The 25,933-nt window shown below is 68.9% G+C and carries 28 protein-coding genes; 13 read left to right on the top strand and 15 right to left on the bottom strand.

Features of this window, described 5'->3' with window-relative positions:
* Window positions 1–19 precede the first annotated feature (19 nt).
* From FHR32_RS18955 to FHR32_RS18935, 5 genes are all read right to left on the bottom strand, one after another.
* Entirely contained in the window at window positions 20–919 is a 900-nt protein-coding gene (locus FHR32_RS18955) for a hypothetical protein (protein WP_184755510.1), read from the bottom strand.
* Between the two features lie 165 nt (window positions 920–1,084).
* Window positions 1,085–1,609: a hypothetical protein gene (locus FHR32_RS18950; protein ID WP_184755509.1), complete on the bottom strand. Its 525-nt coding sequence runs from the start codon at window positions 1,607–1,609 to the stop codon at window positions 1,085–1,087.
* A gap of 241 nt (window positions 1,610–1,850) precedes the next feature.
* Entirely contained in the window at window positions 1,851–3,011 is a 1,161-nt protein-coding gene (locus FHR32_RS18945; RefSeq protein ID WP_312882464.1) for a glycerophosphodiester phosphodiesterase family protein, read from the bottom strand.
* A gap of 337 nt (window positions 3,012–3,348) precedes the next feature.
* The gene (locus FHR32_RS18940; protein ID WP_184755508.1) at window positions 3,349–4,176 is read right to left on the bottom strand and encodes an ABC transporter permease; all 828 of its coding nucleotides are present in this window, start codon (window positions 4,174–4,176) and stop codon (window positions 3,349–3,351) included.
* Window positions 4,173–5,132 (bottom strand): ATP-binding cassette domain-containing protein, encoded by a 960-nt coding sequence (locus FHR32_RS18935; protein ID WP_221465467.1) that lies wholly within the window; start codon window positions 5,130–5,132, stop codon window positions 4,173–4,175. Before FHR32_RS18935 ends, FHR32_RS18940 begins: the two co-directional genes overlap by 4 nt.
* A gap of 79 nt (window positions 5,133–5,211) precedes the next feature.
* Between FHR32_RS18935 and FHR32_RS18930 the strand changes: the two genes are divergently transcribed.
* Window positions 5,212–5,790, top strand: a complete 579-nt coding sequence (locus FHR32_RS18930) for a TetR/AcrR family transcriptional regulator (protein ID WP_184755506.1) — start codon at window positions 5,212–5,214, stop codon at window positions 5,788–5,790.
* A 25-nt stretch (window positions 5,791–5,815) separates the two neighbouring features.
* Here FHR32_RS18930 and FHR32_RS18925 read toward each other — a convergent pair whose 3' ends face one another.
* Entirely contained in the window at window positions 5,816–6,484 is a 669-nt protein-coding gene (locus FHR32_RS18925; RefSeq protein ID WP_184755505.1) for a winged helix-turn-helix transcriptional regulator, read from the bottom strand.
* A 322-nt stretch (window positions 6,485–6,806) separates the two neighbouring features.
* Here FHR32_RS18925 and FHR32_RS18920 point away from each other — a divergent pair, with 322 nt between their 5' ends.
* The 5 genes from FHR32_RS18920 (at window position 6,807) to FHR32_RS18900 (ending at window position 11,582) form a co-directional block, all read left to right on the top strand.
* Window positions 6,807–7,115, top strand: coding sequence for a hypothetical protein (locus FHR32_RS18920; protein WP_184755504.1), 309 nt, complete (start codon window positions 6,807–6,809; stop codon window positions 7,113–7,115).
* A gap of 313 nt (window positions 7,116–7,428) precedes the next feature.
* Window positions 7,429–7,995, top strand: coding sequence for an STAS domain-containing protein (locus FHR32_RS18915; protein WP_184755503.1), 567 nt, complete (start codon window positions 7,429–7,431; stop codon window positions 7,993–7,995).
* A gap of 174 nt (window positions 7,996–8,169) precedes the next feature.
* The gene (locus FHR32_RS18910; protein WP_184755502.1) at window positions 8,170–8,454 is read left to right on the top strand and encodes a DUF1876 domain-containing protein; all 285 of its coding nucleotides are present in this window, start codon (window positions 8,170–8,172) and stop codon (window positions 8,452–8,454) included.
* A 1,284-nt stretch (window positions 8,455–9,738) separates the two neighbouring features.
* Window positions 9,739–10,239: a SigE family RNA polymerase sigma factor gene (locus FHR32_RS18905; RefSeq protein ID WP_184755501.1), complete on the top strand. Its 501-nt coding sequence runs from the start codon at window positions 9,739–9,741 to the stop codon at window positions 10,237–10,239.
* A complete protein-coding gene (locus FHR32_RS18900; protein WP_184755500.1) occupies window positions 10,236–11,582 on the top strand; it encodes a TolB family protein in 1,347 nt (448 codons plus the stop codon). Before FHR32_RS18905 ends, FHR32_RS18900 begins: the two co-directional genes overlap by 4 nt.
* 160 nt (window positions 11,583–11,742) lie before the next feature.
* On the opposite strand, the gene FHR32_RS18895 is transcribed toward FHR32_RS18900, so the two are convergent.
* Both FHR32_RS18895 and FHR32_RS18890 read right to left on the bottom strand, forming a co-directional pair.
* Entirely contained in the window at window positions 11,743–11,979 is a 237-nt protein-coding gene (locus FHR32_RS18895) for a DUF397 domain-containing protein (protein ID WP_184755499.1), read from the bottom strand.
* A 33-nt stretch (window positions 11,980–12,012) separates the two neighbouring features.
* Entirely contained in the window at window positions 12,013–12,870 is an 858-nt protein-coding gene (locus tag FHR32_RS18890; RefSeq protein ID WP_184755498.1) for a helix-turn-helix domain-containing protein, read from the bottom strand.
* Window positions 12,871–13,323: 453 nt separating this feature from the next.
* Between FHR32_RS18890 and FHR32_RS18885 the strand changes: the two genes are divergently transcribed.
* The 4 genes from FHR32_RS18885 to FHR32_RS18870 all read left to right on the top strand — a co-directional run bounded on the left by FHR32_RS18885 (window position 13,324) and on the right by FHR32_RS18870 (window position 15,519).
* Window positions 13,324–13,620, top strand: coding sequence for a hypothetical protein (locus FHR32_RS18885; RefSeq protein WP_184755497.1), 297 nt, complete (start codon window positions 13,324–13,326; stop codon window positions 13,618–13,620).
* A complete protein-coding gene (locus FHR32_RS18880) occupies window positions 13,617–13,961 on the top strand; it encodes a hypothetical protein (protein WP_184755496.1) in 345 nt (114 codons plus the stop codon). Before FHR32_RS18885 ends, FHR32_RS18880 begins: the two co-directional genes overlap by 4 nt.
* 80 nt (window positions 13,962–14,041) lie before the next feature.
* Window positions 14,042–14,578 (top strand): RNA polymerase sigma factor, encoded by a 537-nt coding sequence (locus FHR32_RS18875; protein ID WP_246466202.1) that lies wholly within the window; start codon window positions 14,042–14,044, stop codon window positions 14,576–14,578.
* Window positions 14,575–15,519, top strand: coding sequence for a hypothetical protein (locus FHR32_RS18870; RefSeq protein ID WP_184755495.1), 945 nt, complete (start codon window positions 14,575–14,577; stop codon window positions 15,517–15,519). Before FHR32_RS18875 ends, FHR32_RS18870 begins: the two co-directional genes overlap by 4 nt.
* Before the next feature lie 79 nt (window positions 15,520–15,598).
* Here FHR32_RS18870 and FHR32_RS18865 read toward each other — a convergent pair whose 3' ends face one another.
* The 3 genes from FHR32_RS18865 to FHR32_RS18855 all read right to left on the bottom strand — a co-directional run bounded on the left by FHR32_RS18865 (window position 15,599) and on the right by FHR32_RS18855 (window position 18,478).
* Window positions 15,599–16,012, bottom strand: a complete 414-nt coding sequence (locus FHR32_RS18865; RefSeq protein WP_184755494.1) for a hypothetical protein — start codon at window positions 16,010–16,012, stop codon at window positions 15,599–15,601.
* 277 nt (window positions 16,013–16,289) lie between these two features.
* Window positions 16,290–17,168 carry a class F sortase gene (locus tag FHR32_RS18860; protein ID WP_184755493.1) on the bottom strand — a complete coding sequence of 293 codons (879 nt, stop codon included), beginning with the start codon at window positions 17,166–17,168 and terminating at the stop codon, window positions 16,290–16,292.
* 17 nt (window positions 17,169–17,185) lie between these two features.
* Window positions 17,186–18,478: a hypothetical protein gene (locus FHR32_RS18855; protein WP_184756687.1), complete on the bottom strand. Its 1,293-nt coding sequence runs from the start codon at window positions 18,476–18,478 to the stop codon at window positions 17,186–17,188.
* A 278-nt stretch (window positions 18,479–18,756) separates the two neighbouring features.
* Here FHR32_RS18855 and FHR32_RS18850 point away from each other — a divergent pair, with 278 nt between their 5' ends.
* Window positions 18,757–19,902 carry an acyl-CoA dehydrogenase family protein gene (locus FHR32_RS18850; RefSeq protein ID WP_184755492.1) on the top strand — a complete coding sequence of 382 codons (1,146 nt, stop codon included), beginning with the start codon at window positions 18,757–18,759 and terminating at the stop codon, window positions 19,900–19,902.
* 148 nt (window positions 19,903–20,050) lie between these two features.
* Here the strand turns inward: FHR32_RS18850 and FHR32_RS18845 are convergent, their stop codons facing one another.
* Window positions 20,051–20,584, bottom strand: a complete 534-nt coding sequence (locus FHR32_RS18845) for a hypothetical protein (protein WP_184755491.1) — start codon at window positions 20,582–20,584, stop codon at window positions 20,051–20,053.
* 101 nt (window positions 20,585–20,685) lie between these two features.
* Between FHR32_RS18845 and FHR32_RS18840 the strand changes: the two genes are divergently transcribed.
* Window positions 20,686–20,847, top strand: coding sequence for a hypothetical protein (locus tag FHR32_RS18840; protein ID WP_184755490.1), 162 nt, complete (start codon window positions 20,686–20,688; stop codon window positions 20,845–20,847).
* A 12-nt stretch (window positions 20,848–20,859) separates the two neighbouring features.
* Here FHR32_RS18840 and FHR32_RS18835 read toward each other — a convergent pair whose 3' ends face one another.
* Together FHR32_RS18835 and FHR32_RS18830 are read right to left on the bottom strand one after the other, a co-directional pair.
* Window positions 20,860–21,633 carry an alpha/beta fold hydrolase gene (locus FHR32_RS18835; protein ID WP_184755489.1) on the bottom strand — a complete coding sequence of 258 codons (774 nt, stop codon included), beginning with the start codon at window positions 21,631–21,633 and terminating at the stop codon, window positions 20,860–20,862.
* Between the two features lie 32 nt (window positions 21,634–21,665).
* Window positions 21,666–22,280, bottom strand: a complete 615-nt coding sequence (locus FHR32_RS18830) for a TetR/AcrR family transcriptional regulator (RefSeq protein WP_184755488.1) — start codon at window positions 22,278–22,280, stop codon at window positions 21,666–21,668.
* Between the two features lie 100 nt (window positions 22,281–22,380).
* Here FHR32_RS18830 and FHR32_RS18825 point away from each other — a divergent pair, with 100 nt between their 5' ends.
* Window positions 22,381–23,580, top strand: a complete 1,200-nt coding sequence (locus tag FHR32_RS18825) for an FAD-dependent monooxygenase (protein ID WP_184755487.1) — start codon at window positions 22,381–22,383, stop codon at window positions 23,578–23,580.
* A gap of 99 nt (window positions 23,581–23,679) precedes the next feature.
* Here the strand turns inward: FHR32_RS18825 and FHR32_RS18820 are convergent, their stop codons facing one another.
* Window positions 23,680–25,905 carry an ATP-binding SpoIIE family protein phosphatase gene (locus FHR32_RS18820; RefSeq protein ID WP_184755486.1) on the bottom strand — a complete coding sequence of 742 codons (2,226 nt, stop codon included), beginning with the start codon at window positions 25,903–25,905 and terminating at the stop codon, window positions 23,680–23,682.
* Between the last annotated feature and the right edge of the window lie 28 nt (window positions 25,906–25,933).

The following is a 25,933-nucleotide window of genomic DNA, read 5'->3' as shown; positions in this document are numbered from 1 at the left end:
TCGTCACCCGGCCGCCCGGTCAGCCTCTGGTCGCGGTACGGCGTCGCAGCACCAGGCCGCCGATCGCCGCGCCCGCCACCATCAGCGCACCACTGAGCATGATCATCCGAGCGTCCGGCCCGGCGTCCCCGCCACCGCCCGTGGAGGCGCCGCCGCCGGGGGTCTTGCCGATCTGCCGGGTCTTGGTGGGCTCGGCCGTCGTGGTGGTGGTGACGGTGACCGTGGGGGCCGGGGTGGTGGGGGTGGTCGTCGGGGTCGACGTGCCCGTGCCCGTGGTGGTGGGGGTGGGCGTGCCCGTCCCGGTGGAGGTGCCCGACGGCTTGACCGTGATCAGCAGCGCCGCGGCGCTCGCCTCGGCCGTAGCCGCGACGTCACACACGTACAGGTCGCCCCCGCTTGCGCTCCCCGTCCCGGACGCGGGCTCCAGGTAGAGGCTGAACGAGCCCGGCTGGACCGCGATGACGCCGGTCCCGGTGGGGGTCATCGTGATCAACATGGGGAGCGGCTGCAACGTGGCGCCGGCCGGCACGGAAGCGGCGGCGGCGGTGGCCGCGGCCGTCCGGAGCTCGGAGGGGACGATCGACGGGCTGCTGGTGACGAGCGCGTCCCCGTCGATCACGAGGCGCTCGGTGGCGGGGATGGCCGAGGCCGCGGTGAAGAACGGCGAGGCGGTGGGCTGCTGAACCGCCCAGGTCGCCACGACGGTCGAGTTCGGCGTCGGTGTCAGCGGACCTGTGATGTCCACCTGGACCTTGTAGGCGGCGGTCGTACCCGAGCCGGTGCAGCTGTAGGTGACCGTTTTCGGGGTCGCCACCATGGAGGCGATCGCCGGGACAGCGCCGAAGAAGATGCCACCACATGCTGCTGCGATGGCGGCTGTCTTGACCGCGACGCGGCGACGCGTCTTGGACTTCAGCACAGTGTCTCTCCCTTTTTGGAGCGGTTGAGCGCTTTAGGCGGTTGTCTACGATTCCAGCCGATGGTCACGGTCAGGCATAGATCTTATGAACAGCGACCGTGAAATGCGCGCAACTCGGCAAAACGGGCATAAATTCCCTTTCGCCCCGCCCCTTACCGGCACCGCTCACCTGCGGCGGCTCCCACCCTCCGGTGGCCGCGCGTCAGCCGCGCAGCACGCGGACCGCCCGGCGGGGGGCCCGGAATCCGGTGAGGCGAGCTCCCCGCCGGATGACCGCCGCCCGCCGCCGGAACGTGGACGGCCGCCCATGGTCAGAGCGGAGGCGATGACCACGTACGGCACGGCGAAGGCAGCGAAGATCACTCCGTGTCCGGTCACCGTCGAGGCAGCGGCGTAGACGCCGTAGACACCGATGCCCGCCACCTCGGTGCCCAGCCCGGCCAGCGAGGTCACCGTGGCCCGGGCCGGGCCCGCGATGCGGTCCTGGAGCCGCGCGTCGGCCAGTACGGTCGCCAGCTGGAAGAGACAGAAGGCCACCGCGATCGCGACGAAACCCGCCGCGACACCGCTGATCGCTCCGGCGCCGAGTGCCAGCGCCCCCGCACCGAGGATTCCGGCGAGCCCCCGATTGGTGAACCCACGTCCGGTGGCCGCGAGCAGGCCGCAGGGCGCACGCGGAGAAGGCATCATCGTGAGGTCCTTGTCGCGGGGGAACCGTGCGGGCTCGGGATGCTGGGCATCTCCGGCGGCCCGCGACAGCGTGTTCCGCGTCGGCCTCTGGTGATGGATCAATGTCGCCAGGTCATGGGCCGACCCTACCCCTGGCCGGACCGGCCGGACCAGCCGTATTCCGCGTGACTGGCGGAATACGGGCCGAGCCCGTGCGTCCCGGCCGGCCAGCGGGCGGGCCGCCGCCTCGGCGGCCGGCCGGTCACGCTTGTCGGTGACCGGGGAAGAGACGGTCCCGGATGGCACGCGCGCTACCGGGGTTGTCGGCGAGCACTCCGTCCACGTGGAGCCGATACAGCCGTTCGAGCCAGCCCGCCACGTTCCCCGCGGCATGCGAGTAGGCCGGGTCGGCGGGGTTGCCCAGCCGGTAGTCCGCCGGAAGCTTCCCGTTCTCGTCGCGGATGGTCGAGACGTGCACCCGGAGGCCCTGCCGATGGGCGTCCTCGACGAGCGAGGTGGCGGGTTGCGACCTCCCGTCGGGCCCGATCGGCACGACCCGCGTGCTGGTCACGCCGATGCCGTCGGCGTACTCGGCGATCTGCCGCAGGCCGTCCGGGGCGAGGAGGTCGTTGCAGGTGCGCGGGTCGCCGCTCTTCACCATGTCGTACGGCGAGCCGTTCCCCGACCCGATGAGCTGGATGAGCCGGAGCCGGGTGAGAGAGTGCAGCCGCTTGAGGTTGCCGGTCTCGAAGGACTGGATGAACACCGGGTCACACGCGTCGTCCCAGCCGTGTCGTCGCAGGGTCTCCAGCAGTGGTTCCTCGATCGGCAGCCCGATCGAGGCGAAGTAGCTCGAATACTTGATCTCGGGGTAGACGCCCACGCCGTGCTTCTGCGCGAGCTCGACGACCTCCTCCAGCGTCGGGATCTGCGCTTGGCCGTCATACGCCCTGCTGCCCGGCCGCCAGTGGGGGAAACGCTCGCGGGCGCGGAGGGTGCGCAACTCGTCGAGCGTGAAGTCCTCGGCGAACCAGCCGGTCACCCGGGCACCATTGATGATCTTGGTTGTCCTGCGGCCGGCGAACTCGGGATGGCCCCTGACGTCGGTGGTCTCCGAGAGCTCGTTCTCATGGCGGGCGACCAGCACGTGGTCCTTGGTGGAGACCAGGTCCGGCTCGATGTAGTCGGCGCCCATCTGGATGGCGACCTCGTAGGCGAGAAGCGTGTGCTCGGGCCGGAAGGCGCTGGCTCCACGATGCGCGATGACGATCGGCGCGCGGACGCCGTGCTCGGTCCCTGCGGCCGCCGGACCGGCGGTCCCCGCCGGAGCCGGGGGCCGGGCCGTGCTCGCCGGTTGGGTCGGACCTGGCGATCGAGCCGGACTCACCGGCCGGGCCGGGCGCACGTGCTGGACCGCGCTCACGGAACGGGCCGAGCTCACTAAACGGGCCGAGCTCACGGAACGGGCCGAGTTCGCCGGATGGACCGTGAGGATGGTCGCCCCTCCCGTGAGTACGACAAGCACGCCGAACGACAACATTCTCCCGACCACCCGGGCACACCCCCACTTTTCCACCCGTGGGGGGCACACTGGTACAAACACCCCTACCCGAAGTGGCCCAACGGCTAACGCGGGCGCAACCGGCCACGGGCCGGCGATGATCGAGCCAGTGCTCTCGCCGGTCGGTGATCACCGTATCCCCTGTCCCGTTGCCCCGCGGCCCGCGGGGCAACGGTGAGTATGGGCCGCGGGGTCGCGTTCAGCGGTCCAGCCGCCGGTAACGGCGGGCGGACAGCGGCAGGAAGATCAGCGTGACCAGCACCGGCCAGCCGATCGCCAGGAGGAGCGCGTTTTCGGCGGCCCAGGAAGTGCCGCCCCAGCCCGGGTTCCCGAACAGCTCCCGGCAGGCGGCCACCGTGGCCGACAGCGGGTTCCACTCGGCGATCGTCCCCAGCCAGCCGGGCATCAGCGAGGGAGAGACGAAGGTGTTGGCGAGCATGGTGAGTGGCAGCAGCGGCATCCACGCCGCGCTCGCCGACTCCGGAGCGAGCATCAGACCGAGGTAGATGCCGACCCAGATGAGCGCGGAACGCAGGAGCAGGAGCAGGCCGACGGCGGCCAGGGCGTTGCCGATGCCCCTGTGCCAGCTCCAGCCGACCACCAGGCCGCAGGCGAGCAGGACGGCCAGCTCCAGCACGGAGTTGACCATGTCGGCGAGGGCACGGCCGAGCACCACCCCGGACTGCGAGATCGGCATCGAGCGGTACCGGTCGGTGACCCCGCGGGCGGTGCTGACGGTGACGACGATCATGGTGGTCATCACGCCGCTCGCCATCGTCTGCGCGAACATCCCGGGCATCAGGAACTCGCGGTAGTCGCCGCCCCCGGCCACGCTCATCGCGCTGCCGAACACGTAGCCGAACAGCAGCACCATCACGATCGGGAACATCACCAGGCCGACGAACCCGGTCGGGTTGCGCGCCCAGTGGATGAGGTTGGCACGCGTGATGGTCCACCCGTCCGCCAGCGTCCAGCGCAGCCGCTCGGCATGGGTGCGGGGGACGGCGGAGGCGATGGGTGTGGTCATGCGACCGTCCTCTTCTCTTCGTTCTCCTCGGTCAGGCTCAGAAACACCTCGTCCAGGGTCGGGCGGCGCAGAGCGACGTCCTCCACTGCGATGCCGCGCCGCTGCAGTTCGCGCATGGTCTCGGTCAGGGCGCCGATCCTGTCGCGCACCGGGACGGTCAGCCGGCGGGCGTCGGCGTCGGCCACCGGTTCGGCACCGGCGACCCCGGCCAGGACGCCCACGGCCTCGGCCAGGTCGGCGGCGTCACGGAGGACCAGATCGAGCTGGTCGCCGCCGATCGCCGACTTGAGCCGCTCGGGGGTGTCGTCGGCGATCACCCGGCCTGCGTCGATCACCGCGATCCGGTCGGCGAGTTGGTCGGCCTCGAACAGGTACTGCGTGGTCATCAGCACCGTGCTGCCGGCCGCGGCCAGGTCGCGGATGGCCTGCCAGACCTCGTTGCGGTTGCGTGGGTCCAGGCCGGTGGTGGGTTCGTCGAGGAACAGCACACGCGGGGCCAGGATGAAGGAGGCGGCCAGGTCCAGGCGGCGGCGCATGCCGCCGGAGTAGTGCTTGACCCGCTTGCCGGCCGCCTCGGTCAGCCTGAACCGTTCCAGCAGCTCCGCTGCCCGGTGACGGGCGGTGGCCGCGTCCAGGTGGTAGAGCCGCCCCCACATCTCCAGGTTCTCCCTGCCGGTGAGGATCTCGTCCACGGCCGGCTGCTGGCCGGCCAGGCCGATCCGGTGGCGCACCTGCGCGGGCTGGGCGGTCACGTCGAATCCGGCGACGAGGGCGCGGCCCGCGTCCGCTCGCACCAGCGTGGCCAGGACGCGGACGGCCGTGGTCTTGCCCGCGCCGTTCGGCCCGAGCAGGCCGCACACCGTTCCCTCCGGCACGGCCAGGTCGAACCCGTCGAGAGCGTTGGCGTCGCCGTACCGCTTGCGCAGCCCTTCGGCGACGACTGCAAAGGATGCCATGCGCCCATTTTGGGACATCAGTGTCCCAAAATCAAACACGAATATTTCTTTATGAACGGGTGCGGCTACCCTTTGAAGAGTGAGTGACAGCCCGGAATCCGGCACCCGCAGCCGCACGCGTCGCGCCATCCTCAGCGCGGCGGCCTCTGTCCTCGCCCGCGACCGCACCGCCACGCTGGCGGACGTCGCCGCGGCGGCCGAGGTCGGCCGCAGCACGCTGCACCGCTACTTCCCCGACCGCCAGGAGCTCGTCAGGGCGGCCGTCGACGACTCGTTCCGGGCGGTCGAGAACTCGGTGCGGGAAGCGGCGGTCGACCAGGGACCGCCGCTTGCGGCCATGCGCAGGCTGATCTCAGCCATGGTGGACGTCGGCGACCGGCTGGCGTTCCTGTTCGGCGACCCGCGCGTGCTGGAGGAGTTCACGGTCTGCTTCGAGCCGGACTACTCGGTGCCGACCACGATCGGCCTCATCGAGCGCGGCCAGGCAGAAGGGGTGTTCGACCCGCAGCTCAGCGCGGAGTGGATCCAGCAGGTGCTGTGGTCGCTCACCTACACCGGGTGGGAGGCGGCCGAGAAGGGACTGCTGCCCCGCCACGACGTCACGCCGACCGTGACCCGCACGTTCGAGAGCGGCATGGTCGTGACGGGAGGGCCCTGACCAGGCCGCCGGCAGGGGTCGCCCGCTACTCCGCGCCGGCCGGGACGGGCATGGGACGCGGGAAGAGGCCGACGAAGCGCGTCGCCGCCCGGCGGTCACCCTCGATCCTCAGGTCGCCGGAGCCGAGCGCGTCGTCGAGGTGACGGCCGCCGAAGACGACGGACCTGAGCGTGGCCGCGTCGGCCTCGATGGCGGCGTCCGGCCGGTCGGCAGCGCCTCGGACCAGGTCGAGGCGGCCGTCGGCGACCCTGGCGTCGAAGCGATCCGCACCGAGCCGCAGCTCGTAGCGGGCTCGCAGCCCACCGGCGGCGTCCGGGTCGAACGTCGTCTTCAGCGCGAGGACCAGCGCGTCGACGCCGAGCTCGGACTCGGAGGTCATCGGGACGCGGCTCCCCCAGCGGCCGAGCTGGAGAAGGACGGGTTCGAGGTCGCGGCCCCGCTCGGTCAGCTCGTAGGCCCAGGTGCCCGTCGGCGGACCGAGCTTGCGGCGCCGTACGACCCCGGCCTCCTGGAGCTCGCGCAGCCGCTGGGACAGCACGTTCTGGCTCGCACCGTGAAGGCCGTCGCGTAGCTGGGTGAACCGCTTCGGGCCGAACAGCAGCTCGCGCACCACCAGCAACGCCCACCGCTCACCGAGCACGTCGAGGCCGCGAGCGACTCCGCACGGATCGTCGTAACTGCGGCGCCCGGTCATGCGGTGAATCATACTCGCGGCTCCTCTACGGCTATCGCAGGGTTGTATATCGACATCATTCAGTCCCGTTTCAGGAGCAGAATCCGGATCGCGACACGCACGGCCCGGCCGCCCGCCCCTTCGACGCGGGCCGTCGCGAGCGACCGGCCGGCGGCGGTGCACGGCGGCGGCGGTGCACGGCGGCGGTGCATGCCGTGGGCACGGCCGGGACGACGGTCGAACGCGCCACCACGCCCGTCACGCCGACATCGGGTCAGTGACTCTGCGTAATCGCTCCGTTACATTTAGCCTCGTTGTGTTCCGTACGCGAACGAGGAGGATCATGCACACCTTCATCCGTAACGCCGGCACCATCGTGGCAGGCGCCGTCCTGGCCGGCACCAGCCTGTTCGTCGCACTTCCCGCGGCCAGCGCCCACGCCGCGGCGCCCAAGGCCGCGCCGGCGGCCGGCTGCACGCAGACGGCCACGGCCGCGGGCTGGATCTGCTTCCTGCGCTACTGCGACGACTACTACTGCTACTACGACTGCTACCCCACCGCATACGCACGCAACAAGGGCGACAAGCCCTCCGAGACCATTCGCGTTCCCAAGCCCGAAGGCGAGCCGCCCGCCCAGATCAACAAGCCCTGACCCGGTGAGGCCGTACGGCGGGCACGGGCGGCGGCACCGCCCGTGCGGCGGCGGGGAGGCGTAGCCGCTCCATCCGGAAACCCGGACGGCAGAGAACGGGAAGTCCCGTCAACCGCCCTCCGCCGAGGCGGGGGCACGTGCCTCATACGGCAGGTGGCGGGCTTTCCGTTTTCTCCCGCGGATCAGCCGGGTGCGGGTGCCAGGAGGTAGAATGGGGGTTTACCGAGGACATCCCGTGCGTTGGCAGCCAGGTCAGCGTCGCCCAAGGCGATTCGCTATCCGGTCCCCCGGGACCGAGACAGACCGGTCGATCATGACGACGAAGCCGCTCTCCCGGATCATTCCAGCTACACCCGCCGGCACCCCGCCGGCCGCGCCCGCATGGCCCGCCCTCTTCTTGGAGCAAGGATTCACGCTCGTGGTTCCGGCCGGGGCACCCGCCGGCACGAGCCTCCCGGCCACCCACCGGCCGGCCCACACCGTCGTCGGGCTGTGCGGCGACATCGACGTCACCACCAGCCCGGCGCTGCGCGAATACCTGCTCATCGCGCTCCGCCGCAGCACGGACCTCCTTGTCTTCGACCTGTCGGAGGTGTCGTTCCGCGACGTCTCCGGGCTGGCTGTGCTGATCGGCGTCCAACGCCGCGCCCGGCCGCGCGGCGTCGCGGTCCGCCTCGCCTCACCCCGGCCTCCCACGGTCGAACTGCTGCGCGTCACCGGTCTGGAACGCTGCCTCACGGTCCATCCCACGCTGCGTGACGCGCTGGGCTCCGGCCCCGTGCCCGCCCGCCGGGGACAGCCGGACGCCGGCGGGTCCGGCGGGGCTCCGCCCAGGTTCACGGGGCGGTCGCCGGCCCTGACACCGAAGACGGCCACCTGAACGACATAGCCGGACGGCCCCTGATCCCCTCCGGGGCTCCCTCCCTCGTCTCCCGGCCCTGGCCGGGAGACCGGCCTCCGGACACCGGGGACGGCAAAACCCTGTTCATGCAGGTCCGATGGCCCTTCCGGCGATGCCTGCGGAGGAGGAGGCTGGAACGAGGAGGTGTTGGTGATGGAATCGAAGCAGTGGGATGTGCAGATATACATCAGCGAGGACGACAAGGACGATGTCACCACGGCCAAGGCCGTCCTGATGACGCCTGACGGCAAGAGAAGAGAGAGCGTCGCATATGCCCGGCGCAATCCGATCGACCAGCCTGTTCCGTCGATCGGCGACGAGCTCGCGGCGGGCCGCGCGCTGGCCGACCTGGCCGGCAAGCTGATGAGGGAGGGCACCGAGGACGTCGCCCATATGGCCGGGCAGGCAACCGGCAGGCAGGCACCCGGCGGATGGTGAGCTTCCGCTCATCGCAAGGGCCCTCAACGATGCCCGCTGGGGGCCCACTCCGTCGTGGAGGAAAGCGGATCGGTCTCATCCTGCCGGATCAGAGATCCGGCTCTTCGGGCGACCAGCCGGGCTGATCCGCCTCCGTCCCGGCCCGGAAGGGCCGTGCGCCGTCGTCCGCCGATGAGGACGGGTCTCTCTGCCTGCCGGGGTTCCGGCCATCAGACCGCTTGAACGACCGGTTCCTGCGCCATCTGGCATCGGACCCCTCAGGCCGCTCGGACGCCCACCCCTTACGCCGCCCGGCACCCGGCCCCTCGGTCCCGTCGAACGACCGGCTCCGATACCGCCTGCCCTCCGTCCCTCGGGGCCCGTCGGGCAGCCATCCCCGGTGCCGCCCGGCACCGAACCCCCCGGGCCCGTCGAACGACCGATTCCGGTAACGCCCGTACCCCTCAGGCTGATCGGATCCCCACCCCTTACGACGCCCGGCGCCGAACCCCCTGGGCCCGTCGAACGACCGATTCCGGTAACGCCCGTACCCCTCAGGCTGATCGGATCCCCACCCCTTACGCCGCCCGGCACCCGGCCCCTCGGTCCCGTCGAACGACCGGCTCCGATACCGCCTGCCCTCCGTCCCTCCGGGCCCGTCGGACGGCCATCCCCGGTGCCGCCCGGCACCCGACCCAATGGGCTCGCTGAACGACCGGTTCCGGTAGCGCCCGTACCCGGACCCCTCGGGCTGATCGGATCCCCACCCTTTACGCCACTTGGCGAACCAGGCCGAAGGCCGATCGTTGGACCGGCCGGTCGACCACCGTGCGGGTCGCTGGTGAACCGAGCTCTTGTGCCGCTTGACCACCCAGCTCCCGGGTCGGTCGGACGCCGGCTTCGAGTGCTGGGTCGCGCCAACCGCCGCAACCCCTATGAGCAGGGCCATCACGCCGGCCCGTACAACACTCACCTGAGCACACCCCCGTTGTCTGATCTTTCGGGGGGCTCACCTGTACAGGTGGTTCCCTACCCGAATTCGGCAGGCGGCTAACGATCGAAACGGGCGCGGTCGCCTGCGCGCAGGCGGTTCACAAGGGTTCGGGGCGCATCCGAGGTTGATCACCGTTGAGAGGTACGGGATGGTCCGGGGGAAAATCCGGCAACGGTAGCCGACAGATCGGCGCCGGACACCGCTCTGGAGCGAGCCGGGCCTCCGAGAGCCCGGGAAAACATTCCTCCATGTGATGCAACACTTCCGCCCCCGAAGTCGTCTGGGTCTTGACGATCGAGAAGGGATGACAGGTGGACGACGAACCCGGCTTCGACAGCTTCGTGGCCGAGCACGCGGACGCGCTGCTCCGCTACGGGTACGTGCTGACCGGAAACCCCCACGACGCCGCCGACCTCGTCCAGGAGGCCCTCTTACGGCTGCGCGGCGCCTGGCCTAGGGTTCGCCGCAAGGACAGCCCGCAGAGCTACGCGCGGACCACGATGGCGCGGCTGCACATCAGCGTCTGGCGGCGGCGCAGGCGCGAACACCTCACCGGAGAGCCTCCGGAGCGGGCCGGTCACGAGGTCTTCCCCTCCGATGAGGAGCAGGGGCTCTGGGAGGAGCTGTCCGCGCTGCCCCGCAGGCAGCGGGCCGTACTGGTGCTGCGCTACTACGAGCAGCTCACCGACGCCGAGATCGCCAAGGTGCTCGGCATCTCCTCGGGAACCGTGCGCAGCCAGGCCTCGCGGGGCCTGGACAAGCTGAGATCCTCCCTTTCCCCCTCACCGGCGACCCACGGGAGCATGCGATGAGTGAACTCGAAGACAGGCTGGGCCGCGTCCTCACCGACGCGGCGGACCGGGCACCGCGGGCGTCGGCGGGACTGGCCGCGACGGTCGAGACGCGCCACCGCCGGCGGCGGGCACGGACGACCGCCCTCCTCGCGGCCGCGGCCGTGGTCGTGGTGATCGGCGGGGCGGGCGCGGCGGTGAACGCCGTGCGGACGTCGGCCGCGCCGCAGCCCGCGGTCGGCGCGACGGACCGCGCGACGGACCGCGCGACGGACAAGGCGACGGGCCGGGCCGAGCCGCCGGCGGACGTGATCCCGCCGCCCATCGAGAAGGTGTGGCCGCAGGCCGTACGCACGATCCCGGCCAAGCTGCCCGACGGCCGCGACTACTACCCGCAGTTGCTCCTGGACGACCGCACCCTGCTGGTCATGACGGGGGTCATGGACGGGAGCCGCCAGTTCCTGTGGCGCTACGACCTGGACAGCGGCAGCCCCACCCGGGTCGCCGAGATCCCCCCGACGAAAGGCTCAGCGATCTTCGCCGACGGCGTCGCGGCGGGCGGCGGGAACATCGTCTGGTGGGCGTCGTACAAGGAGCCGGGCAAGGACCGGGTCGCCCGGATCTGGACGGTGCCGGTCCGCGGCGGCACGCCACGGCCGGTGACCGACGTCCCCCTGGGGAACGTCATGAAGCAGGGCCACATCAACGGGCTGACCGTCGCGGGCCAGGACGTGATCTTCGCCTATGAGAAGGGAGGTGTCTACCGGGTGCCGCTGAGCGGGGGCCAGATGCAACCGGTGAAGGGCGCCGAGCGGCAGCACATCCTGCAGTGGCCGTGGGTGGGCACCCATCAGGGGAAGAACATCTTCGCCAAGCTGTTCAACGCCGAGACCGGTGAACGGCGCGACGCCGTGCTCACGGCCGACGAGGAAGTCAGGTGCGGCGTCGACCGGTGCGCCGGAATGAAGGTGCGGTCCCAGGTCGTCAGGCGCGAACCCGTCCGCAACCGCTCCGGAAAAGAGGTCAAGTGCGGCACCCGCCCGTGCCCGAAGACGATGCGGGTCGAGACCATCCTGCGCAGGTTCGTCCGCGATCGCGACGGCTCCCGAGAACGCGAGCTGCCGGCAAATTTCCAGCTCGGGGACGACGCCGGCCTTGAGCGCTTCTTCAAGGTCAATTTGATGGGACCGGGGAACCTGAGCGTTCTGAGCCTCTACGACGCGGACACCGGTCAGTTCGCCGATCTCGGGATAAGACGGGACGCGGAAGGAGTCAGACGGATTCCCGACGGAGGTCTCGACCGGTTGATGACCTACCCGATCAAGAACGAGATGTACGTCCTGGATCTGGCCACGATCAAGTAGTCCGGAGACGCCCACCACCGGCCGGAGTCCGTCCCTCAGGAAGGTGTCCTGCCTCTCGGTGGGGCTCGCACCGTTGCGGCTCCTTCGCGGGATATCCGTGAAGGAGCCGCAACGGCGGTGGAAGCCTCATCGCTGTCGCACGGAGCCTGCCCTCGGCTCGTCAGCCGTCGAACTCATCGGCCTTCACACCCTTGACGAACGCGTCCCACTCGGAACGGGTGAAGGAGAGTGTCGGGCCATCGGGATCTTTGGAGTCACGGACGAGGTAAAGCTCGTCGGCATCGGGCTTGTGCCCCGCCAAGATCGGGTCGCCGGGAACGACCGCGACTTCGACGCAGTCAGCCCCGCCGTTACCGCTGAAGCTGCTCTTGCGCCAGATGACGCGGGAAGAGTCCATCGTGGACACCCGCACCTTCCTACTTGTGATCGCCTAGAGGGCCTCCTCGGCCATACGCGTGATCAGAGCACGTGACTCATCAGGCCCCAGCGCCCTCGCACGCAGATGATCAAAGAGCTTGGCATAGGCATCCACATCCGGTTGTCGTTCCAGATAAAGGGCACCCTGCCGATATTCAACGTACACGACATCTTGATCAGTCTCTCCCGGGAATCCGAGCAGATGGAAACCGCCCTGCATGCCCGGATGGGCCCCCGCCTGAAACGGGAGCACTTGCAACGTGATGTTGTTCAGGCGGGAGACCTCGTTGAGCCTCTGAAGTTGCTCACGCATGGTCTCGACCCCGCCGACCGCCCGGCGTAATGCTGCTTCGCCCACGACGACCCATAGTTCGGGAGCATCGGGGAAGGTCAGCTTTTCCTGCCGTTTGAGGCGGATGGCGACACGACGGTCGATCTCCTCCGCCGGAGGGACGTTCACCTCAGCCTGGATGAGAGCCCTGATGTATCCCTCTGTCTGAAGGCGGCCATCGATCACCTCGGGCTGGAAGGACCTGATCTCTGAGGCCTCCTCCTCCAGCCCCACATACACCTCGAACCACTGCGGGATCGCTCCGCTGTACTGCTGCCACCAACCACGCTGACGAGCCTCGCGGGCGAGCGCCATCAGAACCTCACGTCGCCGCCCGGTGACTCCGTACAACTCCAACAACAGGGCGACATCGGCAGGACGGGCCGTTGAAGAGGCGTTCTCGATTTTGGTGATGGTGGCAGGCGCACAACCGACGAATACCGCCACTTCATCACGATTCTTTCCGGACTCTTGCCGAAGTCGTCGCAGCTCTGCCGCCAGTCGCCGACGGCGCACCGTGGGGCTGATCCTATTCGCCATATTCCACCCCTCGCGCGTTGATTTGCGCAGCGTCGGAACAAGAATTTTCGGAACTGTTCCAGCAGAACTTCTTTACAGCGACTTGTTTGAACGTCACGATCGGATCGTAACCGTTCTACGGAGCGTGATCGAGGAATTCCCTCCATCCGATACGGCCTCCGGAGCACGGCTGACAATCAGTGACACGGACCCCTCGGCAACGCACAGGCGCCAGTGATGTCGAGGGCAGGTGGCTCCACCGTTTCTTGGAAAAGTGACGGTGGAGCCACCCCGCAGACATCCGGCCGGGGACCGCCCCCGTGCCCCGGCCGGACCCGGGCTCCCGGCGTGCTTCCCCACGTCCGTCGGGAGCCATCCCACCTGCGTCGATCCGCCGCGCGCGGACGCTTCACACCCGCATCACGACAGGTGGAGTACGGCAAGCCCACCCACAGACAACACTGGAGACCGCCCATGGCCGTCACCGACGACACCGGCACAGCGCAGACCGCGATCACCCACCTGACTCACCTGACCGAACGCCTCAGGGAACACGGCCTGCGGGTCCGGGTGGCCTCCCGGCGCCCTCCGGAACCGGCCGTCGTCAACCCCGACACCCCCGCCCTGTCCGAGAACGTCCACGCGGCACCCGAGGAAGGAACCTGGTGGTTCTGGTGGTCCTGGAACGAGAAGATCGCGCCCGTCGCCGAAGCGGACGACGCCGCCAGACGGATCCGCCACGTCCTGACCCCGGCGGCCCGGAGCCGGTGACGGCTCTTCCCGATCCCGCCGAGACGGCCTCCGGCCTGGAGGCCGACCACCCCGGATGGGTCGTCCTCTGGCGCTGCTGGGCCCGCCGCTTCTGGGCCTTCCCCTGCTGGATCGCCGCCGACCCCGAGCCCGTCGAAGCCGCCCGGCCCCACGACCTGCTGACCCTGATGGAGGAGGTCGAACTCCGCCACCAACCGCCGGGCGGGCACCCGTACCCGTCCATCCAGCGAGGTGGACGGCGCCCTGCGTCCCGAGAAACGCATGGGACGGGCCCCGTTCCGGAGAAGCCGCCCCGCCTCGTGCCCGTCCGGGTCGATCGACTGCCACACAAAATGTCGTAGATGCAGTGATACCCGGAGGACTCGCGACATCTGTCCAGTAGACGGTGCGAGGCGCCGAGCTGCTGGACAGGAGAAGGAGCTTGAACGATGAGGCCGATTTCACCCACATGTTCCAAGAGCATTACGAGGCGGTCCTGCGATATGCGTGGCGGCGGGTCGGCCCCGCGGACGCCCCGGACATAGCCGCCGAGACGTTCAAGATCGCTTGGGAGAAGTATGACCGGTTCCCCCGCGACCAGCCGTTGCCCTGGCTGTACGTCACCGCCCGGAATCTCACGTCGAACCTGCTCAGAAGAGAGCAGCGACGAGACGGACTCGCCGGTTCGCTGAGCGAGGACGTGACGCGCCACGGTCCCGAAGACGACCACGCCGCCACCGTCGCCGCCCGTCAGACGGCCCTGGCGGCGCTGAACGACCTGAGCGACGGGGACCGGGAACTGGTCCTCCTGGTGTGCTGGGAGGGGCTCGACCTCCGCCAGGCGGCAGCGATCGTCGGCTGTTCCAGACCAGCGGCCGCGATGCGGCTGCACCGCGCACGTAAACGGCTGCAGCACCTGCTCGCGGACCAGCCCCAGCTCACCGACCGCAGGCCGTCCTATGGGAGGAGCGCCCGATGAACAACGATCTCAAGCAGCTCAGGAACATGGTCGAAGCGCACGATCCGGCCAGGCAGGTACGTGCGGATCCACCGGTGATGTCCGCGGCCCTGAAGAAGATCATCGATGACACCGGCCGGACGCCTCCGGCGGCCACGCGGCGACGGTCCCGGCGGCGGTGGCTCATCGCCGTTCCCATCGCCGCCGTTCTGACGGGCGCGGCGCTCGTCCTGAACGTCGTCGTACAGCCCGGCGAGGCCGGCCCCTTCCATGTGGGACCGGCCAAGGCGCTGGCGTTCAGCGAGAACGGCGACTATCTCGACGTCCGGATCCTGGACCCGGACGCCGATCCAGCGCGCTATCGCACGGATTTCGCCGCGCACGGCATGGACGTCGACCTGAAGATGGAGCCCGCGTCACCGAGCCTCGTCGGCAAGATGATCTCGATCTCCTCCCTCAAGGGGATGACGATCCACCACGCGGGCAGAAGCTTCGAGATCAAGGATGAGAACGGAAGCACCAGGATCGAGGGGATCGACGGCGGACCCGACTGCGGAAACATGTTTTGCAAGGCCGGGGTGCGCATCCCCTCCGATCTGCGCAGCCCCATCGAGATCATCTTTGGCCGAGCCGCCCGGCCCGGTGAACGGTACGAGCACTCGGGCGACCCGACCGCTCGCGGCGAGGTTCTGGAGGGGCTGACCCTGCGGAACCGGACGGTCGCCGAGGTCCGCCTCATGCTGCGGCAGCGGCACGCCACGGTCCAGGAGTACTACCACGACGCCCCCGAGAACCCTCCCGGCGCCGGGCGCGGCTGGCAGCCCAGCGAACACGTCCTGCAGCCGGAAAGCGTCCCCGGCACCTGGTACGTGCACGAGGCGTTCGGCGGCCATGACAGGAACACGGTACGGCTCCTCGTCGCCCCCTGGCCCACGTCGGTCAGGCCGTACAAGCGCCCGTGAACCCACAGCCCGGCGTCGGCCCTTGGGGCACGGGAGCGCCGGGCTGCCGAGGGGTCCAGGCCGAGCCGGGCTGGACTGATCAGCCGCAGTGCCCCCAACCGCTGGTCCAGTTCAGCAGGTCGTAGCCGCCGCCCCACTGGACGCATTTCCCTGCGGCACTGATCTTCAGCGGACCGGCGTAGTACTTGAACTTGCCTCCGTCGATTTTCACGTAGTTCAAGTCGCTGCGGGTCAGGTTGGCGTCAACGCGCTTGGTGTTGCCCGCGTACGGCGCCTTCTTCCAGGTGACCACGCAGTTGGTGGAGCCGTTGTAGAGCAGGTAGACGGTGGCGTAGCTGCCCAGGGCGTGGCTGTCGATGACGTGGTAGCTGCCACCGCCACAGGCCTCGACCGGAGAGGACGCCGCCATGGCCGGGGTGCTCGTGACCACGGACGCGGCGAGCGCGGCCGCCATGCCGAGTGCGACCACTGTGCTCCGCTTGAGCTTGTGCATCAGACAGTCACCTTTCTTCGATCACTTCAAAGGAGGCGTCAGATTATCCCAAAATGATCAATGGCACCGGTGGCAGCCCGCCGACCGGCCCTCGTACGGCCGGTCGCCTGCCGGCCCCGCCTCTCGGCGGTCCTCGGCCGGGGTCCGCCGTCAGGACAGTCCTCGCAGGACGGTGCCGATGACCGCCACTCCTTCGGCGCCGTCGGACGGCTCCGCGGAGCATCGGCGGATCAGCCTGGCGACCTTCACACCGGCCATACCGGGCCACAGACCGCGATCAGGCTCGGCGGGTCTTCGACAGGGTCGCGTAGACGATGATGTTGTCGGTGTAGTGGCCGGTCTTGCGGTTGTAGACGCCGCCGCAGGTGATCAGCCGCAGGGTGGCCTCACCGGTGTTGCCGTAGACCCGCTTCGACGGGAACGCGGTCTTGCTGACCTGCTCCACCCCGTCGACCGTGAACTCCACGATGTACTTGTCCGACCGGGACACCTTGATCGTGTCCCCGCGCTTGATCTCCTTCAGGCGGCTGAAGACAGCGGCCCCGCTCTTGGTGTTCACGTGCCCGAGCACCACCGAGGGCCCCTGCTGGCCGGGGATCGGCCCGTACTTGTACCAACCGGCCTGGTTCGGCTTGCTCAACGGAGGAGTCTGGATCGTCTTCTTCGCGTCCACGCCCAGCGCCATCAGCGGAGCCAGCAGGCCGATCTTCGAAATGGCGATCCGGTACGGCTTCACGCCGTTGCTCTTGAGCGGCTCCGGCGGCTGGACGACGGGCAGCGGCGGCGCCGCCGTGGGCGCGGCGGCCGTCAACGGCGCATCCAGCCCGCCCGGTCCCACCGCCGACGGCAGTGCCGGCGCCGGGTCCTGCTGCTGTGCGCTCTGATCCTGCTGTGTCGGCTGCTCCGTCGGCCCCGCGTTGCTCTCCAGCATCATGGTGTCCGCCGGTCCCGGGGCCGGGGCCCCGTAGGGCTCATCGCTGGCCACCGGGGTCAGGTAGGTGAGCATCCCCGCCATGATCGCGGCCACCCCGCCGAGTGAACCGGCCACGAGTAGCGCCGGGAGCATCAGGCTCCCCTTCGGCTTGGGGGGACGGCCGGCGCCGTGGGGATCGTGGCCGTAGGGATCGGGACCGCCCTGCGAAGGTCCTGGATACATCCGGCGCGCCCCCTTACCTAACCCTGGCCACGCACATACGCCGCCCGCCGCCTCTTCAACGCCACTCCGCCCCACGCGCTTCCGAAGACCATGACGGCTCCGGCTCCGATCAGCCCCGCACCGGACGAGGGCCCGTCGGGGGCCTCACCGGTCTGCGCGCCACCGGAGGGCGTCACGGCGACCTGCGGAGTGGTCGGCGTGGCCCTGGTGGGGGTGACGGTGGCGGTGACGGTCAGGGTGGGCTTGGGCGTCGAGGTGGTCGTGGACGAGCCGTTCGGCGGGGTGGCCGTGACCGTGACGGTGGGACGAGGGGTAGTAGGCGTGGGGGTGGGAGTCGGCGTGGGCGCCTTCTCCACCTTCACTTTGACTGGGGTTGCGTTCTTTGGCTTACATATAGTGCGAAAATAAGGTGGGGGGCTATTGAGCGCCCCGTTAAGCACTTCAAATGTGTCGATAACTAGATATTTTCCTGAAATCTTCTTCAGCCTGAGAATATGTTTACCATAATTCAAATTGTCAACAGACCAAAGAAGTTGCTGCCCTAGCACTGCACTAGGAGTACCATCAGGATTCTTGGAAACGCCAGCGCTTATTTTATATTCTTTGCCATCAATTTCAGCACTAAGCTCTCCCCATTCACTGTACTTCTCAGAGAAGAACTTGATCCCCGTACCTTCGAAGTGAACCTCTGCGGTACCGCTATTCGCATAGTGCACATCGCGATTATGGTCGTTCCACTCGGCCGTACGATCGCTGGAAGCGAGCCAGTCAGCTCCAATGTAATAAAGAGCGTCAGTCTTCGGGGAAGCAGGGGAAGGAGCTACCACGGAGCCCTCGGTGTCCAGCAGGGTCTTTTTCTTTATCGGGGGAGTGAAGTCCACCCAAACTTCTCCAGGCGTGATTTCGACATCACCGTCATCCGGAGAACTTCCTTGACCCAGTAGTTCTGTAGGCATTTTCAGTGGCCCATTTTCCGCCAACTCACCTTGGTCGCTGACACCAAGAGAGTACGCCTGCCCCTTAATTGCACCACGCATCTCTACCGTTCCGGTGACATTTACTCGACCACCGAAAGCATAGACGGCAGGGGAGACCAAAGTGGAGTTTGTGATGAGCCATTTCATCTCCAGTGCACGACCGACATAGCCCACAGTCGGAATCGATACACGGGCATCCAAGATCCCGGAACCAGCGCTAGGGACGAGCTTGCCGATCTCGCAGGAGTAATTAACATTCTGGTGCTCGGGACTGATGAAGTCCGCCTCTGCAGGCAGCGCCGTTCCCGCACCTGCCAGTACTCCGACTCCCACGATGAGGACAGACCTCCGGAGTCCCGCTCCCCATCGCACCACTGGACACTCCGCTCACGAGGACTGGTCGCAAAACTGGTCATCTAATCACAACTAGGCCCGGATCGTACCGCCCCCCGATCTCCCGACGCAGGAGGATGACAAGACCCCCAGGGGACTGTGGCGGACTTGTGATCTGGTCGACTGGAGGGACGACAACCACCTCACCCCTCAGAGCGGGTGTACCTGCAGGTAACAGAATCGTATTCTGGGCCACGGAACCCCCTAGGAGGCAGTCAATGAAGCGAGACCTCTTCGAGGAGGAGCACCAGCTCTTCCGTGAGACCGTGCGCGAGTTCCTGGCCCGCGAGGTCGTTCCCCACCACGACCAGTGGGAGAAGGACGGCATCGTCCCCCGCGAGGTGTGGAAGAAGGCCGGCGAGCTCGGGATGTTCGGTTTCGGGGTGCCTGAGGAGTTCGGCGGGGCCGGGATCACGGATTTCCGCTACAACGCCGTGATCGTCGAGGAGGTCGTCGGGGTCGGCGCGAGCGGTCTGGGCTACTCGCTGCACAACGACGTGATGGCACCGTACTTCGTGAAACTCACCAACGACGAGCAGAAGGCCCGCTGGCTGCCCGGGTTCGTCAGCGGTGAGCTGATCACGGCCATCGGGATGACCGAGCCGGGAGCGGGCAGCGACCTGCAGGGCATCAGGACGACGGCGGTGCGCGAGGGCGACCACTACGTCGTCAACGGCCAGAAGACCTTCATCACCAACGGCATCAACTCCGACCTGGTCGTCGTGGTCGCCAAGACCGACCCGGCCGCGGGTGCCCGGGGGACCTCTCTGCTCGTCGTCGAGCGGGGCATGGAGGGCTTCAGCCGGGGCCGCAACCTGGAGAAGATCGGGATGCACGCCCAGGACACCGCGGAGCTGTTCTTCGAGAACGTCCGGGTCCCCGCCGCCAACCTGCTGGGCGAGGAGGAGGGCCAGGGCTTCTTCCAGCTCATGGGCAACCTCCCGCAGGAGCGGCTGTCGATCGCCGTGATGGCCGTGGCGGCGGCCGAGACCGTCCTGCGGGCGACGATCGAATACTGCAAGAACCGCAAGGCCTTCGGCCGCACCATCGGCAGCTTCCAGAACACCCGCTTCGTCCTGGCGGAGCTGGACACCGAGGTGGAGATCGCCCGTCACTACGTGGACAAGTGCATCCTGGCCCTGAACGCCGGGGAGCTCAGTGCGGTGGACGCCGCCAAGGCCAAGTGGTGGACCACCGAGCTGCAGATCAAGGTGATCGACCGCTGCCTCCAGCTGCACGGCGGCTACGGCTACATGATGGAGTATCCCGTCGCCAAGGCCTGGATCGACAGCCGCGTCCAGACCATCTACGGCGGCACCACGGAGATCATGAAGGAGATCATCGGCCGTTCCTTCGGTTTTTGAACCTCCGGCTCCGGTCTCCGGGGCCCCCTGGCCACGGGCCCGCCGCGTCCGCCGCCGGACGCGGCGGATACGGCGGATACGGCCGGTGCGGCGGCGGACCCGATGAACGCGCCGGGCACGGCCACCCCGTGACCGGCCGCCGGAGCCGTCATTCCGGGACGATCTCCTCGATCTGCGCGGCCGTCCCGCCCCTGACCGTCACCTTGGCATAGAGGGAGACGCCCGCCTTGAGCGCCTTCTTCAGCTGCTCCACCGTGCACTTGTGCGGGACCGCGCCCTGCTTGCAGATCGACCCCTGCACGTCGAGCACCACCGTGAACGGCGTGAGCTCGGTCTTCTGGGCCGCCTTGCCCTCGGGCGCCACCGTGATCCAGCCCGTTCCCAGCGGTTGGACGTCTCCCAGCAGCGCGCCGTCGGCTGCCGGCGCCACGGGCTTCGAGCTCGCCGAAGCCGAAGCCGAGGCCGACGCGGACGCGGACGCCTCGGGCACCGTGGAGGTCGAGGCGGAGGGGATCTCGGAGGGGAGGGTGAGCTCCTCGGAGGGGGCCGGTTCGGGGGCGGTCACCGAAGAGGTGGGCGTCGCCGGGGCGGCCGACGGGTCACTCCCACCCGAACAGGCGGAGAGTCCCGCGGCGAGGGCGGACACCAGCAGGACGCGCGTTACCTTCGACGTTCTGTTCACAAGGCGCAACGATCTCATGAGCTACGGCGTCACGCTTAATTCCCGCATGATCGGCTCAGCCGACGCATACTTGTCAGCGAGGACTCCCAGAGGCGGTGTTGATGGACAGCGGACTGATCCTGCTGATCTTCCTGGCGTTCCTGTTCGCCTGGGGACTCAACCGGGTCCGGCGAGCCGTACGGCTCGGCCCTGTCGCCTATGCGGGCGTCATGGTGGTGTTCATCCTGGTGATGCTCGCGATCTGGGGACAGACATTCCGCTGACGCCCTCGCCGGCTACGCCGCCCCCTCCAGGAGGACCCTGGCGACCAGCTCGGGATCGTCGCTCATCGGCAGATGCCCGCAGCCCCGCAGCAGCTTCACCCGGCGGCCCGACCACCGAGCGGCCCGTACGGCCTGCCGCCGGAGCAGGAGGCGGTCGTGCTCGCCCCAGGCGATCGTGATCGGCACCTTGGGCGGTGCGGGGGGCATCATCCAGGCGAACGAGTCCAGGGTGTCGTCGAATCCCGGGGCGTTGCCGAGTGACTGACCGGCCGCGAGCAGCGCCTCGGTGGAGAGCCTGGAGGGGTGGGCCACCATCAGTCCCACCATCGCCATCCGGCCCAGCGGGTTCTCCGCGACGGCCGGGGCCCGCTCCGGCGGTGTCGCCTGGGCCGAGGCCCTGACCGCCCGCAGCACCGTCCGCGCGTAGAGGAACTCTCCGCGGCTCCAGAACCCGGCCGGGGAGAGTGCGGTGGCCGTACGGACCACACCCCGCGAGGCCAGTTCGAGGGCGACGTAGCCGCCCAGGGAGTTGCCCGCCACATGGGGTTCGTCCAGACCCAGCATCGCGCAGAACGACTCGACCGCGTCGGCCAGGCTCTCCGCCGTGTACGGCGAGCCGGGCGGCAGCGGCGGGGAGACGCCGAAGCCGGGGAAGTCCACGGCGATCACGTCACGCTCGGCGGCGAGCCGGTCGACCACCGGCAGCCATGCCTGCCAGTGGTGTCCGATTCCGTGCAGCAGGACCAGGGGCGGTCCGGCCCCGCGCCGTTCGAAGGCCAGTTCCATGCTCGCAGTCAAGCACCGACCGCGGGCATCTCCTAACTCTTCTCCGGTGACACTTCGGGATCGGGCCGCGCTCCCGGGCCGACGATCGCCGCGACGGTCCGCACCGCGCCGAGCAGGTCGTGCCCCGACGGCGCGCCCTCGGGATCCACCAGCCACTGCGCCACCACCCCGCTGAGCAGGGCCTGATAGAACGAGCCGAGCGCCACCCTCTCCCCGTCCCCGGCGAGGCCCAGACTCCCGAACAGCTCGGCGAGGCCCAGACGTGCCTGGCGGCCGGCTTCGGAGAAGGTACGGCGCAGCTCCGGCAGCTGGTCGATGTGCGCGATGAGCTCGAACTGGATGGCCCAGAGCGGCCGGTTGGCGGCGAACGACGCGATCACCCCCTCCCACGCCGCCTCGAACCGGTCCGCGGGTGTGGCATCGGGACCGGCCTCGGCGTTCAGGATGTCCGCCAGATCGTCGCCCCACTCCTCCAGGGCCTGGTAGAGAGCCGCGTTCAGCAGCGCTTCCTTGGTCCCGTAGTGGTAGCCGATGGCGGAGAGGCTGACGCCCGAGGCCGCCGCGATGTCGCGGGCGGTGGTGCGGGAGTACCCCTTCTCGTAGAGGCAGCGCTTGGCCCCGACCAGAAGATCTTCGCGATTTCCCATGTCCGGCAGTCTACACAGGGCTGGAACAAACGTCTTGAACAAATGTGTCACACAAGTGTACTGTCAGCCGTAGACGAGGAACCGACCAAGGAGCACCCCCATGAGGAACACGAGCGTTCTGATCTCCGGAGCCGGCATCGCGGGCGTCACGCTGGCCTACTGGCTGCGCCGCCACGGTTTCACTCCCACGGTGGTGGAACGGGCGCCCGCGCTCCGGCAGGGCGGCTACAAGATCGATATCCGCGGCGCGGCCCTCGACGTGGTCACGCGCATGGGTGTCATGGACGAGATCCGGCGGGAGCGCACCGACGTGCGGGGCGCGTCGGTCGTCAACGCGGCCGGCAAGCGGCTGGCCAGCATGGGCGGCGACACGTTCGGCGGGCGCGAGGGCGAGGACGCCGAGATCCTGCGTGGCGACCTGAACCGCATCCTTTATGAACTGACCGCGAACGAGGTCGAATATCTCTTCGACGACTCCATCGCCTCCCTCACCGACGACGGCGACGGGGTGAAGGTCGCCTTCGAGAGCGGCGAGACGCGCACCTTCGACCTCGTGGTGGGTGCCGACGGGCTGCACTCCACCACCCGCGCGCTGGCCTTCGGCCCCGAGTCCGAGTATGTCCGCGACCTCGGCTACCACATCTCGATCTTCAGCGTCCCCAACCACCTGGGCCTCGACCGGTGGGAGCTCACCTACGTCTCTCCCGGCAGGACGGCGCTGACGTACAGCACGGCCAAGGACACCGGGGCCAAGGCGATGTTCCTGTTCGCCTCCGTGTCGCCGGATGACGACCACCGCGACCGTGACCGGCAGCAGAAGCTCCTGACCGGCACCTACGCCGGGGAGGGATGGGAGATCCCCCGCCTGCTCGACGGCATGGCCGACGCACCCGACTTCTACTTCGACTCACTGAGCCAGGTCCACATGGACCGCTGGTCGAAGGGGCGGGTGGCACTGGTCGGGGACGCCGCCTACTGCGCCTCCCCCGCCTCGGGGCAGGGCACGAGTCTGGCCCTGGTCGGCGCCTACGTCCTGGCCGGCGAGCTGGCCGCCGCCGGTGACGACCACGAGGCCGGTTTCGGCGGCTACGAGCAGGCGATGCGGCACTTCGCCGAGCAGAACCAGAAGCTCGGGCCGGGCAACATCAGGCACATGGTGCTGCGGAGCAAGACCCAGGTCTGGTTCCAGATGAAGATGCTCTCGCTGATGAAATACCTGCCGGGCAAGGAGCGCATGATGGCCAAGGTCATGGAGCCGATCCAGAAGGCGGCCCGGGCCATCACCCTCAAGAACTACTGAGGCCCGCCCCGGCCGCCGCCTTCCATGACCGCCGAGGTCATCCCCCACCGCCTGCCCCGCGGGGGAGCGGCGGCGATCACCGGCCGGGCCGCTCCGCGCTCAGCGGGACTTGGTGGGGATCTCGAACCAGACGGCCTTGCCCTCCTTGGTGGGGCGTGAACCCCAGCGCTTGGCGAGCTGGTCGACGAGATAGAGTCCCCGGCCGCCCTCGTCGTTCTCCCCCGCGCTACGGATGCGGGGAAGCCTCAGGTCCTGGTCGAAGACCTCGACCCAGACCGACTCCCTGCCCCTGCGGAGCCGGAGCGTGAACTCCTTCTCGTTGACGATCTCGTCGTCGAAGTCCGGCAGGTCGTCCCAGGTCTCGTCGAAGGAGATCGGGGCGTCCATCATCAGCTCGCGGCGCGGGACGCTGGTGGTCGCGGCGTGCAGCACCACGTTCGTCACCACCTCGGAGACCAGCAGGCAGGCGAGCTCGGCGCGCTCCTCGGGCACACTCCAGCCGGTGAACGCCTCCGCCGCCATCCGGCGGGCCTCACCGACCATGATCGGCTGGGCCGGGAAGGTGCGCTCCTCGACCTCGAGGTCGTGCGGGGCGGACCGGACCACCAGGATGGCCATGTCGTCGTCGATCTCACCCGGCACGGCGGTCGTCGCGGCGTGCGCGATGCCCTCCACCGAGGCGTCGGATATCTTGACGAGCTTCGCGCAGAGCAGCGCGAGAGTCTCCTCGTCGTTGGGCGGCCTGCCGTCGGCGTCACGGACGGGACGGCGGTCGACGAGGCCGTCGGTGTAGAGCAGCAGCGCGGCCCCGGGGGGCAGCGTCCGCGTCTCCTCCTTGTAGACCAGGTCGGCGTGGACCCCCTTGGCGCGGACGCCGAGGGGCTGGCCGACCTCCTTGATGTCGAGCTCGGCGCAGGTGCCGTCCTTGAGCAGCAGCGGCGGGGCGTGACCGGCGTTGGCGAACGACAGCTGCCGCGACCAGGCGTCGTAGACGAGGTACTGGCACGTGACGATGGGCGGGATGCTGATGTCCTCACCGCTGTCGTCCTGCTCGGGGGTGGCGATGATCCGCGTCCACTCGTCGAGCCGGGCGAGGATCTCCGCGGGCGGCTTGTCGTCCTGGGCGAAGGCCCGCAGCGCGGCCCGGAGCTGGCCCATGACGGCGGCGGCCTTGGCCCCCCGGCCCTCGACGTCGCCGATGACGATGCCGACCCGGCCCGCCGACAGCGGGATGACGTCGTACCAGTCGCCGCCGACCTGGGTCTGGATGCCCTGCCCGTGCGAGGCGAGCGGTGCCGCCGGGTAGTAGCGGACCGCGATCTCCAGGCCGTCGAGCTGGGGCAGCTCGCGGGGGAGCAGGTATTTCTGGAAGGACTCGGCGGTGTGCCGCTCCTCCTCGAACAGCAGGGCGTTGTCCACGGCCAGGGCGACCCGGGTGGCGATGGCCCCCACGAAGTCGCGGTCGAAGGCGTCGTAGTGCGGGCTGCGCCGGTCGGTCAGGTTGGACAGGCCCAGGTACATCAGCCCGAGGGTCTCGCCGCGCACGCACAGCGGTGCCACGATGGCCGAGGTCATCCCGATCTCGGCCGCCAGGCGGGTGCTGCCCTCACCGGGGCTGGGATAGTTCGTCTGGGAGAAGTCCTCGACCAGGATCGTCTCCTGGCGGCGCAGCGCGATGTCGGCGTAGTGCCCCGTCGGATAACGGATCTCGGCGCCGAGCGGTGCCCAGGTGCCGGGCGGCGGGCTCCAGCCGGGAACGTGGGTGGAGACCCTGCGGGTGAGCCGCTCCCCCTCCATCAGCTCGATGAAGCAGTGGTCGGCGAACTGCGGGACGAGCATCTCGGCGACGCGTTTGAGCGTCTCCTCGACGTACAGCGAGCCGGCGAGCCGCTCGCCGATCCGCTCCAGCAGGCCGAACCGGTCCTTCTCCCGCTCGTTGCTGCGCATCGCCTCGCGGGCGGTGATGACGATGCCCGTCACCGATCCCGAGACGTGTCGCAACGGCACGGCCTGGGCGCGGACGTAGACGATCGTCCCGTCCCCTCGCCTGACGTCGAAGGTGCCCTCCCAGACGCCGCCCTTGAGCACGTGCTTGGCGAGCTCGACGGCGAGCGGGTGGTCCTTCTCCATGATCCCCAGGGAGAGCGACTGTTCTCGGGTGCCCGGCGCTCCGGGACGGCCGAACAGCTTCTCCGCGAAGGGATTCCAGTAGAGAAGGTTGCTGAACCGGTCGGTGACGACCACCGCCATCTCAGCGTGATCAAGAACGGAACCGGCCGAAAGGTGGTCGGCGGTGTCCTGGGTGACATCCCCCCACCGCTTCATCCGGTGACCACCCCTCGGGGACGGGTGT

The organism is Streptosporangium album (genome assembly GCF_014203795.1).
GTDB classification, from domain to species: domain Bacteria; phylum Actinomycetota; class Actinomycetes; order Streptosporangiales; family Streptosporangiaceae; genus Streptosporangium; species Streptosporangium album.
Note: the sequence above shows the minus strand (reverse complement) of the source record. Positions and strands in the feature narration are given on the sequence as shown.

Coding starts and splice junctions, on each gene's coding strand:
- FHR32_RS18940 (WP_184755508.1), bottom strand. CDS start 4,176: ATGACCACACCCATCGCCTCCGCCGTCCCCCGCACCCATGCCGAGCGG.
- FHR32_RS18840 (WP_184755490.1), top strand. CDS start 20,686: ATGGACAGCGGACTGATCCTGCTGATCTTCCTGGCGTTCCTGTTCGCC.
- FHR32_RS18900 (WP_184755500.1), top strand. CDS start 10,236: ATGAGTGAACTCGAAGACAGGCTGGGCCGCGTCCTCACCGACGCGGCG.
- FHR32_RS18920 (WP_184755504.1), top strand. CDS start 6,807: ATGCACACCTTCATCCGTAACGCCGGCACCATCGTGGCAGGCGCCGTC.
- FHR32_RS18950 (WP_184755509.1), bottom strand. CDS start 1,609: ATGATGCCTTCTCCGCGTGCGCCCTGCGGCCTGCTCGCGGCCACCGGA.
- FHR32_RS18820 (WP_184755486.1), bottom strand. CDS start 25,905: ATGAAGCGGTGGGGGGATGTCACCCAGGACACCGCCGACCACCTTTCG.
- FHR32_RS18935 (WP_221465467.1), bottom strand. CDS start 5,132: ATGGCATCCTTTGCAGTCGTCGCCGAAGGGCTGCGCAAGCGGTACGGC.
- FHR32_RS18890 (WP_184755498.1), bottom strand. CDS start 12,870: ATGGCGAATAGGATCAGCCCCACGGTGCGCCGTCGGCGACTGGCGGCA.
- FHR32_RS18910 (WP_184755502.1), top strand. CDS start 8,170: ATGGAATCGAAGCAGTGGGATGTGCAGATATACATCAGCGAGGACGAC.
- FHR32_RS18860 (WP_184755493.1), bottom strand. CDS start 17,168: ATGTATCCAGGACCTTCGCAGGGCGGTCCCGATCCCTACGGCCACGAT.
- FHR32_RS18885 (WP_184755497.1), top strand. CDS start 13,324: ATGGCCGTCACCGACGACACCGGCACAGCGCAGACCGCGATCACCCAC.
- FHR32_RS18870 (WP_184755495.1), top strand. CDS start 14,575: ATGAACAACGATCTCAAGCAGCTCAGGAACATGGTCGAAGCGCACGAT.
- FHR32_RS18925 (WP_184755505.1), bottom strand. CDS start 6,484: ATGACCGGGCGCCGCAGTTACGACGATCCGTGCGGAGTCGCTCGCGGC.
- FHR32_RS18835 (WP_184755489.1), bottom strand. CDS start 21,633: ATGGAACTGGCCTTCGAACGGCGCGGGGCCGGACCGCCCCTGGTCCTG.
- FHR32_RS18915 (WP_184755503.1), top strand. CDS start 7,429: ATGACGACGAAGCCGCTCTCCCGGATCATTCCAGCTACACCCGCCGGC.
- FHR32_RS18825 (WP_184755487.1), top strand. CDS start 22,381: ATGAGGAACACGAGCGTTCTGATCTCCGGAGCCGGCATCGCGGGCGTC.
- FHR32_RS18850 (WP_184755492.1), top strand. CDS start 18,757: ATGAAGCGAGACCTCTTCGAGGAGGAGCACCAGCTCTTCCGTGAGACC.
- FHR32_RS18895 (WP_184755499.1), bottom strand. CDS start 11,979: ATGGACTCTTCCCGCGTCATCTGGCGCAAGAGCAGCTTCAGCGGTAAC.
- FHR32_RS18865 (WP_184755494.1), bottom strand. CDS start 16,012: ATGCACAAGCTCAAGCGGAGCACAGTGGTCGCACTCGGCATGGCGGCC.
- FHR32_RS18830 (WP_184755488.1), bottom strand. CDS start 22,280: ATGGGAAATCGCGAAGATCTTCTGGTCGGGGCCAAGCGCTGCCTCTAC.